Annotated in this window: 1 protein-coding gene; it reads right to left on the bottom strand. The window is 69.2% G+C overall.

The genetic code is table 11. The features are described 5' to 3' along the window. Positions 1-4: 4 nt before the first annotated feature. Complete coding sequence (locus AB0B91_RS65830) at positions 5-1,405, bottom strand: trehalose-6-phosphate synthase (protein ID WP_088998779.1); 1,401 nt, start codon at positions 1,403-1,405, stop codon at positions 5-7. Positions 1,406-1,611 lie beyond the last annotated feature (206 nt).

Below are 1,611 nucleotides of genomic sequence, written 5' to 3'. Positions count from 1 at the left end.
GCGTTCACGCGACCTCCGATTGAGGCACACCGAGCTCGGTGAGGAACGACTTCGCCCAGTGCCCCACGTCGTGGGTGCGTAGGTGGCGTTGCATTGTCCGCATTCTGCGGCGGGCCTCCGGCTTCTCGACATGCACGGCCCTCAGCAGGGCGTCCTTGACCGCGTCTGGGTCGTGCGGGTTACACAGGAACGCCTGACGCAGCTCGGTTGCGGCGCCGGCGAACTCGCTGAGCACGAGTGCACCGCCCTGGTCGGCGCGCGATGCGACGTACTCCTTGGCTACCAGATTCATTCCGTCTCGCAGCGGGGTCACCATCATCACGTCCGCGGCGGCGTACATCGCGGCCAGTTCAGTGCGACTGTACGACTGATGCAGATAATGCACCGCCGGCACGCCGACCCTGCCGAATTCGCCATTAATCCGGCCGACCTCGCGCTCCACCTTCACGCGTAGTGCCTGGTAGTGCTCCACGCGCTCGCGGCTGGGCGTGGCGACCTGCACCATGACCGCGTCGGGAACTGTCAACTTTCCGTCAGCCAGCAGTTCGCGGAAGGCCTTCAGGCGCAACTCGATGCCCTTGGTGTAATCCAGCCGGTCGACGCCCAGGATGATCGTCTTCGGGTTGCCCAGCTCCTCGCGGATCTCCTTCGCCCGGGCCTGGATCGCCGGGTCGGTGGCCAGCCGCTCCATCTCCCTGGTGTCGATGGAGATCGGGAACGCGCCGGCCTTCACCTGGCGGCCGTCGACCTGGATCATCTGCCCCTCGTAGCGCAGCCCGAGCAGGTGCCGGGCCAGCCGGACGAAGTTCTGCGCGGCGAGGCGCTGCTGGAACCCGACCAGGTCGGCGCCGAGCAGGCCGCGCAGGATCTCGGTGCGGAACGGCATCTGCATGAACAGCTCGATGGGCGGGAACGGGATGTGCAGGAAGAAGCCGATCCGCAGGTCGGGCCGCAGCTCGCGGAGCATCGCCGGGACGAGCTGGAGCTGGTAGTCCTGCACCCAGACCGTCGCCCCCTCGGCCGCGACCTCCGCCGCGGCCTCCGCGAAGCGGGCGTTGACCAGGCGGTACGCCTCGCGCCAGCGGCGCTTGTAGGCCGGCGTCTCCACCGCGTCGTGGTAGAGCGGCCAGATCGTCGCGTTGGACTGGCCCTCGTAGTAGCGCTCCAGTTCCTCCGCGCTCAGCGGTACCGGGTGCAGCCGGATGCCCTCCAGGTCGAAGGGCTCGGGGGCGGCGCCGGTGCCGCCGGCCCAGCCGACCCAGGTGCCCTGGTGCTCGGCGAGGACGGGGTGCAGTGCGGTCACCAGCCCTCCGGGGCTGCGACGCCACTGCCGTCCTTCGGGGGTGCTCACCTCGTCGACGGGTAGCCGGTTCGCCACTACGACAAAGGAGCTGCGGACGGTCACGTTCGGCCACCTCCGGGTGCTGACGGGTCAACCGCGAATGAGCGTACTGAGCGTAGCTGCGGCTTCTGGGGCCCCGTGCCGGAGTCACCTACCCTTCCCACGATGGTCCAACCCCTGGCGTGATCTTGTCGATACCCCTGTCCGGAAGCAGGGGTGGCGCGCCGCGCCCGGAGCGTCGGGGGCGGGGTGATGTGGGCGCGGCGCCG

This window comes from Nonomuraea sp. NPDC049141, assembly GCF_040648415.1.
Taxonomy (GTDB): domain Bacteria; phylum Actinomycetota; class Actinomycetes; order Streptosporangiales; family Streptosporangiaceae; genus Nonomuraea.
Note: the sequence above shows the minus strand (reverse complement) of the source record. Positions and strands in the feature narration are given on the sequence as shown.